Here is an 8627-nt window from a genome sequence, read left to right as displayed (position 1 = left end):
GCCGGGCGTCTCCAGTGCGGCCATCCCCGCAATTTTACCTACGACATCGTTGGAAATCTTGATGTTTCCTGCTTCCAGTTGTTGAATTTGCTCTGCCATGACCTATGTCCCCCTTCATCCATCCTCTATTTGTATTGTAAAGCCTCAGCCACTGCAATTGCAAACCTAACGCAGGAAAAATAACTTTCGTTTACAACCTATATCAATTTGGGTATATTAATTTAGAAAATCCATACAAGTGACAGCATTCACCAAACTTGTACATATCCTTTGATATCGAGGTGCACTACATTGAAAAAATGGTTATCTCCCAGCTTGCTGGTAGCGACCTTTGCCCTTAGCGCAGTCGCTCATTACGCACATTGGAACGCGATCGCTCAATTCGTCATTTGCGCAATCTCTGTCGTGTTCGTAGCCGGGTTTCTCGGCAAAGCCACCGAAAGCGTAGCACATTATGCAGGCCAACGTCTGGGCGGATTTTTGAATGCCACTTTCGGCAACGCAGCCGAACTGATCATTGCCTTCTTTCTCGTAAAAGAAGGTCTTTACGATATGGTGAAGGCGAGTCTGACCGGCTCGATCATCGGTAATTTGCTGCTAGTGCTTGGAGCAAGCCTGTTCGCCGGCGGATTGAAATACAAAGTACAAAATTTTAATGTATCACTGGCTGGTTTAAGCGGTTCGTTGATGATTGTGGCGGTCATTGCCCTGTTTGTTCCGGCTGTATTTCTAAATACACATGTCATTACGGATAGTGAATCGGATACGCTCAGTCTGATTGTCGCGGGCACACTGATTGTGGCTTATATTGCGTGGCTTATTTTTTCCATGATTACACACAAAGACTATTTATCTGACGTAACTGAACAACAGGACGAAGAACTGCCGCATGAGCACGCCCCTGTGTGGTCCAGAAACAAATCTATTACTTACCTGGTAATCGCTACCGTTATGGTCGCCTTTGTCAGCGAATGGCTTGTAGGAACACTGGAGGTATTCACGACCCAGTTCGGACTCAGCGAATTGTTCGTGGGTGCATTCCTCGTTGCCATTATCGGTAATGCGGCCGAGCACAGCGCGGCCATTTTGCTGGCGATGAAAAACAAAATCGGCGCATCTGTCGAAATCGCAGTCGGCAGTAGTCTGCAAATTGCGCTATTCGTTGCACCTGTGCTGATTTTTGTCAGCTACTTCATGGGAAATACGATGAATATCGTTTTCACCACGATTGAGCTGGTCGCCATTGCCGTCGCTGTATTCATCGCCAAGTCTATTACCCAAGACGGCTCAACCAACTGGTATGAGGGATTGATGCTGCTGGTTGTGTATGTTCTGTTAGGCGTATCTTTCTTCCTCGTGTAGACACCTTTCAAGATAGGTTGACTCGTTCCCATTGCATATGTAAAGGCATCAAAAAAAGCATGCTCTCAGACTCCGCATGCTCTCATCAATTAAAACCGTCTTCCTAATTGGCCTTATTGTTCATGGCCTCATATAGAATAGCCAGATTGCGTTCCAGCTCACTGACCAGCTGTTTACCTACCATTTCCGGAAGAAGGCCGGCTCGAACCGCAAAATCCACTTCCTTGGAAAATCCGTACATCTGAGTATCCAGCACTTCCTCATAGAGAGGGCAGTAACGGGTTGCCAGATTCTCCATCTGTACTTCAATAAGTTTCTTTATTTTATCTGCATCGTCCTGAAGCAGATTAATGGCCCTGATGTTCAATTGTTCCTGCAAATCAGATGAAGTCATGGATTCTTCCCCCCTATGTCTCAATGTCGCACAAGACGTCCTAACGTTAATATTAGACCAAATTGCAGGCTAATACAAGAACCTGACAAAAAAAGCATCCCTACAGTTACAGGTAGGGATGCTTTTGATCCAAGAATATAGTCAGGAGGCTACCGTTATGTGTAGCCCGTGCTTCTGGAACACTTCGGTCATCGCTTTCTTGGCTTCCTCCGCGTCAGGTCCATGAACATGCAGCTCATAGCTGTGGCTGCTGACCAATGTCGTAAACAAGCCAAGTATACTTTTTACATCAATATACTTATTTTCGGAATGAAGGACGATGGAAGACGTAAACTTGCTCGCTGTCTGTGCAATTTCAACAACCGCCGCATTATTATTAGACATAGAGATCCCTCGCTTTACTGGATTATCATGTATCATTACTCATCCATTATAATACATTGAAATCGCTTTCTCAGCAAGGAGAGATATCGTTATTTTAAATTCTCAGGATTTAACGGCTCCAGCTCAGGAAGTACAAATATGCCGTCTTTGCGGATTAGAACATCGTCAAAATAAATTTCGCCGCCGCCATATTCCGGACGCTGAATCAAGACCAAATCCCAATGGATCGAAGAACGGTTGCCGTTGTCTGCTGTTTCATAAGCCTGACCTGGCGTAAAATGCAAGCTGCCTGCAATTTTTTCATCAAACAGAATATCCTTCATCGGATGCAAAATATACGGATTGAACCCAATCGCAAACTCGCCAATATAGCGTGCTCCCTCGTCGGAATCCAAAATATCGTTCAGCCGCTTTGTATCATTACTCGTTGCTTCTACAATTTTACCATTTTCAAAGCGGAATTTTACATTTTCAAAAGTGATACCATTGTACAACGTTTGTGCATTATAGCTAATGGTTCCGTTAACGGAATCTCGCACGGGTGCGCTATATACTTCGCCATCCGGGATATTGCATTGACCGGAGCATTTGATGGCACCGATTTGCTTAATAGAGAAATTCAGATCCGTGCCCGGTCCGCTAATCCGCACCTTGTCCGTCCGGTTCATCAGGTCTGCCAACGCATCCTGTGCCTTATCCATTTTCGCGTAATCCAGATTGCACACATTGAAATAAAAATCCTCGAACGCCTCTGTGCTCGTATTCGCTAACTGCGCCATGCTGTCATTCGGATAACGCAATACAACCCATTTCGTATGCTTCACCCGCTGCTCGCTATGTACCGCATGCTGATAAATCGAATTATACAATTTCATCTTGTCTTCCGGCACGTCTGACAGATCATTGACATTTTCACCAGCGCGAATCCCGATGTAGCAATGCATTTGTTTCATCCGATTAAGGTCTATTTCAGCCCAGGTTTGCACCATTTCCTTTGTCGCATGGCGAAGCATGGCGCTCTGTACCTTACGATCAGTAAGCTGAACGAAAACGTTGCCGCCTTTTTTGCCCACCTCATGAATAATGGCGTTAAGCAGGTCACGCTCTGTACCGATCATTTCAACCAGCACATTCTCACCCGGCTGTACCTCAACAGAGTAACCTACCAGATTTTCTGCCAGTTTAAGTATTCTGGGATCTTTCATTTGTTGTCTCTCCTTCTCTATTTCATTCTTTTTGAACAACGGTTAATTCGAAATCCATTGTATCATGCCCGCCCTGTTACTTGTAGCCCTCAAAAGCAACTCTGGTAATCAGAGCTTCCTCATGCTCCTCTCCGATTGCCTCCTGCCGGGCAATTCGGCATTCCGACGACAACTTCAGGGGCAGACCTGTTTGACGGTCTATCGTCAGATGATACACAGCCTGCACATCAGAATGTTCTAATTGGCTACTCATATCCTCGCGACTCTGCGCCCATATTCGATTCAATTTTTGCTGTAGCTCTCGATTCGTCCCGTCATACTTCATTTTCGCTAAGAGTTGAGGATTTATGGCATTCATTTCTTTCGTTAAACGCTCTTTCAACCATCGCTTTGCGAAAGCAGGTTCCGGCTCAATCCTCACTACCCAGGTTCCCCGCGCTGCCCCGGCCTCCATACGAACGGTCTTATTCAGTGCATTCAGTTCCTCCAGCTCCTGAAGCGGATTAAAACGATTTAACATCCCTGCTCCATTCATAGCTATACGATCAGGCGTCACCTCAATCCATTTTCCATCCAGACGAAGAAAACGCTCCTGTGTTACCCCATTCCCGGATACGCCTTGTTCGAGTGCAGCATAGCTTGACTGTTTGTTAAAAGCCGCCGCAGAACCCCAATGCATGGTCAGTTCATCGTGATTGCTCACTTTTCCATGATATGCAAATTGTTTGTTCATCAGCAGACCGTTTTTGGTTATGACACCAGCCTGTCCTTTGAACGTTAACATTTCTTTGCCCGCTATTCCTGCAACGGCTCTTTTAAAAATCTGCTCCGGCGCATTTTGCTGTTCTATCAGTGTGCATCCACTCAACGAGCACATCACGAGCAACATACAAACTAGCATAACCCATTCTCTTCTCCAACGCATCCAATCATCCGCCCATCATGTCCTGAAATAACCACTACCCAGTAAGCAAGGGATCGCACTTCAGGAAAACTACGTTACTTGTACTTATCCATTCTAGTGCCGCTTATGCGCCACACGTCTGAGTTTGTTATTTTTATAGCTACGATTAGGGTTTCCTGTCTACAAAAGGTTATGCACAGCAAATAAAAGAGAATATTCCATTAGGAACATTCTCTATGAATTACTGACATGATCAATAACAATCCGGTTGCGCCCTTCATTTTTTGCCTCATACAGAGCCATATCTGCCCTGTAAAATAAAGATTCAATACTAATCTGCTCATCCAGCCAATTCCATTCGGCAATTCCGCAGGAGACGGTCACCTGTGGCTGGGTCTCATGTTCTACGCAATAACGGATTTTTTCCGCATATTCCAACGCCTGCTGCACCCCAAGCTGCGGCAAATAGATCGCCAATTCCTCGCCGCCCCATCTGGCACATACATCCTCACTGCGAGTCGCCGAACGAACAATATCGCTGACGCTTTTCAATATTTGGTCACCTGTCTGATGCCCGTATGTATCATTCACCTGTTTGAACTGATCAATGTCCACCAGAATGAGAGATCCGCAAAAGTCTTTCTCCTGATGCCGCTGAATTACTTTGTCCACATAATGACGTACATACAAACCCGTTAACATGTCCATATTGGCCAGACGCCGTACTTCAGCATGCAGCATGGCATTTGTTACAGCCAAACCGATATGGGGCGCCAGCATTTGCAGCATTTTGTAATTATCGTACGAAAAAAAGTGAGGGAGCTTACTAGACAATAAAATAGCCCCTCTCGGCGTGCCGCTGGTCTTCATAGGTACCGCCATCAAAGAAAGGGAATCGGTCATATCCATAAAATCGGAGGATATCTTCCCTTCCTTTCTATAATCAGACACGATGAGAGGCTCTCCTGTTCTGCGTATCAGCCCTGCAAACCCATCCTCATCAGAGTAACTATGCAGCCTCGAACTTTCTACGTTGCTTGACGTGACCTTAAAGCAATTTTCCTCCTGATCGAGTTGCACAATACAGCAAAAGTCAGCCAAGAACATTTTCAATAATTCCTGCACAGCAAACTCGAATATTTCATTCAGTTTAAGGCTTTGATTCAAGCGCTGAACGAGTTCATTAATGAGGCGCAACTCATGGATAAGCACATTGGATTGCTCCAGCAGCTTTGCATTTTCAAATGCGGTGCCGGCTGTGTCTGCCATCATGGCGATCAGCTCCACATCCACTTTCTTCATGCTTTCGGCACCTGATGGAAGAATCATATGGAATACACCATATACTCCTTGCTTGCCACGTAAAGGAATGCCAATTTCGGTCATTTCTCCTTCTGTGCCTACAGGCTCATTTACAGCCATTTGACCTTTCATAAATGCACGCACACATACATCCTCGTCACGCTCGTGCAACAACAAAGGTTTGACCTGTGGATTACGACTGTGTCGATCCTGGCTCATATATAACGTGATATCCACATGCGGAAACAAGTAAGCTATGCTGCCAAATACCTCGTCCAGCACGCCTTCAACATCAATCTTGTCATGCATCCGCTTTACAATCTGAAATAAAATAGAGCGTCGCCTGCCTTCGCGGTCGCTCCGGTTCTTCATCCCGAGGATGTCTTCCATAAATATATACTCAAATCTCGTATAAAAGCAGGATCTAAAATGCAAAGCTGCCGCCAATAATGCATCCTGCTCAGGAACAGAATGTTGAGCAGGCAGTGTAAAACGAAGAGCAGCAAAAGCCTCACCCTTATAATTGCGGCAAAATACAGGAACCATGTACACAAATGCAAGGCTTCCGTCCCGAAGTTTGCGTTGGCTTATTTCCATTTCTCTGGACAAGCAGCAACGTTCGATCAGCTCCAAATCCTCGTCATCATCCTCTTCCCTACCTGCAACGCGAACACCTGTAAAATTAAAAACGGCGGTATGTTCTTCATTAACCCACGATATGCCATTGCTCTGCTGCAACCAGTTTCGATACCCTTGGACAAGAAGCTGATTAATATAGGGGAAATCAAATGGTGTCATATCCATGTTTTGGAGCCAGGCAAAAGACGTATATCCTTTATCATCAAACAGCGGGGCACCGCTAGCCTGGGCTGTTTTACCGTCAAGCGTTTGCTGATCCGTTGTTGAAAAGTCCGACATATTAAGGCGCTCCTTCACAGCAAAATTAGCTGTACCAAGACAGCGGCTATACACCACTATAGCTTATAATATGATCTATTTTACTCTTAACTACAGAAATATGCATCCATTTTCCAGAAATTCGTCCCACTTTTTTAGTTCTAAAGCCCTATCGACAAATTTTGACGTTTTCATTCTTTTTCTCTTCTTGACATTGACCCACTATTACATATAGTATATATTAATGAAAAAGACTGTACGGCAGAACTATCTACTGTGCGGATCTTAAATTTTGGGCGTAACAGTTTGTGTCACCCTCATCTTATTTGTTGCTGACAGGACAGCGGCTGAACTTTTCTGTCAGTAGTGCGCATCACCTTGATAGGTAGCGCCGAACAAATTGGAGCGCAAAGAGAGCCCCAACTCAAATTTTAATTATGAAGGAGTTAACTCTATAATGGCACGTTACACTGGTCCTAAATTTAAATTGAGCCGTCGTCTGGGGATTTCCCTGAGCGGCACAGGTAAAGAATTGAAACGCCCTTTCCCTCCGGGACAACATGGTGCAAACCAACGGAGAAAAATCAGCAACTACGGTATGCAGCTTCAAGAAAAACAAAAGCTGCGTCACATGTACGGCTTGGGTGAAAAACAATTCCGCACTCTGTTCAACAAAGCTCAACACATGCACGGTATCGCTGGTGAGAACTTCATGTTCTTGCTGGAAAGCCGCCTGGACAACCTCGTGTTCCGTCTTGGCTTTGCTAACTCCCGTGCAGGCGCACGTCAATTGGTAGCACACGGTCACGTTACTGTGAACGGTAAAAAAGTTGACATCGCTTCTTACCAAGTAAGCCTGGGCGACGTGATCGGTCTTCGTGAAAGAAGTCGTTCCCTGTCTTCCATCAAAGAAGCTTTGGAAAACCGCAACCACTTGGCAGCTTACCTGGAGTACAATGACGCAGCTCTGGAAGGCAAATACATCCGTTTGCCTGAGCGTGGCGAATTGTCCCAAGATATCGACGAAAAACAAATCGTCGAATTCTACAACCGCTAATCCTTGTGATAGCACCGAAAAGCACCCGAACCTCGTTCGGGTGCTTTTTCGTGTTACTGTAGCGTGCAGCTTGCAACATTTTATTCGATCGGTATATATACCTTAATATCCAAATCGGGAAAGGAAGAATTCATCACATCGGTGATTTCAAAATCCGGTCCTTCCCTACGCTCAAAATTAGAGTTGGGAAGCCATGTGCCGTAGATATAGTTTCGTACATCCTGAACCCGGCCATTCGGACCTGAAGCATTAAATTCGGCATACTTCCCTGCTGGAATCTCCATATAGATAAAGCCCTTTGCCAAATCCTCCGCTTCTCCCTCAACTTCCTCGCCAATCACGAATGAAAATTCACCATTATCTTGAAAATAGCAAGCAATACCGTACGACATCCCCGGTGCAATTTTGTTCGGAATGCGCATAAAATGCTCATTCTTTCCAAAGTGATCATAAAATCCTGGAATTTCATTATAATGCTGCTCATGATTCAGGCTTGTTTTGTATTCATGCCCTATAATCTTAATCGTATCGAGTTGCAGCATCACCGGCTTATTCACATCCAAATCTCCTTTGGTGTTCTTTTGATAATCCAGAAAATTAATCTTGTGTTGTCGAGAAATATCTATATCACCGTTCCGGTATCTCCCCGGGGTGACACCAAAACTTTTTTCAAAAGCACGTGTAAACGCTTCTTGCGAGCTGTACTGGTATTCAAGAGCGATATCTAATACCTTTTGATTGGACCGTTTCAGCCCTACAGCCGCCTCCGATAATCTTCTCTTCCTTATATACTGTTGAACCGTAAAGCCCGAAATCGCCTGAAAAAGACGCTGAAAATGAAAAGCTGAAAAGCAAGCTTGCGAAGCAATTTCAGTAATTTTTAACTCCTCCCGAAGATTCATTTCAATAAACTCAATCGCACACTGTATTCTTTTAAAGTAGTCCATACGATCCTTCCCCGTACTCGTTATGGTTTGACCATTCATCCGCCAAGCGAATTTAATAAGACTTCGTAATCCATTATGTACAATCCTGCACAAGCTTGTTTGATCATTTGTGCTAAGTTTACCACGGTTTTTTACTTCAAATGGAATGTGTAAAAAAGAAACGCTAAGACATGAA

Annotated in this window: 8 protein-coding genes and 1 pseudogene; 2 read left to right on the top strand and 7 right to left on the bottom strand. The window is 44.8% G+C overall.

The window, feature by feature from the left end; translation table 11 throughout:
- Window positions 1-99: pseudogene (locus QD47_RS31975) on the bottom strand (Asp23/Gls24 family envelope stress response protein); the annotation flags it as partial.
- A gap of 192 nt (window positions 100-291) precedes the next feature.
- Between QD47_RS31975 and cax the strand changes: the two are divergent.
- The gene (gene cax, locus QD47_RS28620) at window positions 292-1362 is read left to right on the top strand and encodes a calcium/proton exchanger (RefSeq protein WP_044649320.1); all 1071 of its coding nucleotides are present in this window, start codon (window positions 292-294) and stop codon (window positions 1360-1362) included.
- A gap of 103 nt (window positions 1363-1465) precedes the next feature.
- Here cax and QD47_RS28615 read toward each other — a convergent pair whose 3' ends face one another.
- From QD47_RS28615 to QD47_RS28595, 5 genes are all read right to left on the bottom strand, one after another.
- Window positions 1466-1756 (bottom strand): YlaN family protein, encoded by a 291-nt coding sequence (locus tag QD47_RS28615; protein WP_014282319.1) that lies wholly within the window; start codon window positions 1754-1756, stop codon window positions 1466-1468.
- Between the two features lie 141 nt (window positions 1757-1897).
- Window positions 1898-2140, bottom strand: coding sequence for an HPr family phosphocarrier protein (locus QD47_RS28610; RefSeq protein WP_044649319.1), 243 nt, complete (start codon window positions 2138-2140; stop codon window positions 1898-1900).
- 89 nt (window positions 2141-2229) lie between these two features.
- On the bottom strand, window positions 2230-3345 hold the full coding sequence (locus tag QD47_RS28605) for an aminopeptidase (protein ID WP_044649318.1): 1116 nt from the start codon (window positions 3343-3345) through the stop codon (window positions 2230-2232).
- Between the two features lie 76 nt (window positions 3346-3421).
- Window positions 3422-4270 (bottom strand): hypothetical protein, encoded by an 849-nt coding sequence (locus QD47_RS28600; protein ID WP_152643901.1) that lies wholly within the window; start codon window positions 4268-4270, stop codon window positions 3422-3424.
- A gap of 213 nt (window positions 4271-4483) precedes the next feature.
- Window positions 4484-6469: a sensor domain-containing diguanylate cyclase gene (locus QD47_RS28595; protein ID WP_044649316.1), complete on the bottom strand. Its 1986-nt coding sequence runs from the start codon at window positions 6467-6469 to the stop codon at window positions 4484-4486.
- A 436-nt stretch (window positions 6470-6905) separates the two neighbouring features.
- Between QD47_RS28595 and rpsD the strand changes: the two genes are divergently transcribed.
- On the top strand, window positions 6906-7505 hold the full coding sequence (gene rpsD, locus QD47_RS28590; RefSeq protein ID WP_025684247.1) for a 30S ribosomal protein S4: 600 nt from the start codon (window positions 6906-6908) through the stop codon (window positions 7503-7505).
- A gap of 80 nt (window positions 7506-7585) precedes the next feature.
- Here the strand turns inward: rpsD and QD47_RS28585 are convergent, their stop codons facing one another.
- Complete coding sequence (locus tag QD47_RS28585; RefSeq protein WP_044649315.1) at window positions 7586-8452, bottom strand: AraC family transcriptional regulator; 867 nt, start codon at window positions 8450-8452, stop codon at window positions 7586-7588.
- Window positions 8453-8627: the final 175 nt, after the last annotated feature.

The organism is Paenibacillus terrae, assembly GCF_000943545.1.
Classification (GTDB): Bacteria; Bacillota; Bacilli; order Paenibacillales; family Paenibacillaceae; genus Paenibacillus; species Paenibacillus terrae_A.
This window is presented reverse-complemented; position numbering and strand designations above follow the sequence as displayed.

Coding starts and splice junctions, on each gene's coding strand:
- QD47_RS28595 (WP_044649316.1), bottom strand. CDS start 6,469: ATGTCGGACTTTTCAACAACGGATCAGCAAACGCTTGACGGTAAAACA.
- QD47_RS28615 (WP_014282319.1), bottom strand. CDS start 1,756: ATGACTTCATCTGATTTGCAGGAACAATTGAACATCAGGGCCATTAAT.
- QD47_RS28585 (WP_044649315.1), bottom strand. CDS start 8,452: ATGGACTACTTTAAAAGAATACAGTGTGCGATTGAGTTTATTGAAATG.
- QD47_RS28600 (WP_152643901.1), bottom strand. CDS start 4,270: ATGCGTTGGAGAAGAGAATGGGTTATGCTAGTTTGTATGTTGCTCGTG.
- QD47_RS28610 (WP_044649319.1), bottom strand. CDS start 2,140: ATGTCTAATAATAATGCGGCGGTTGTTGAAATTGCACAGACAGCGAGC.
- QD47_RS28605 (WP_044649318.1), bottom strand. CDS start 3,345: ATGAAAGATCCCAGAATACTTAAACTGGCAGAAAATCTGGTAGGTTAC.
- rpsD (WP_025684247.1), top strand. CDS start 6,906: ATGGCACGTTACACTGGTCCTAAATTTAAATTGAGCCGTCGTCTGGGG.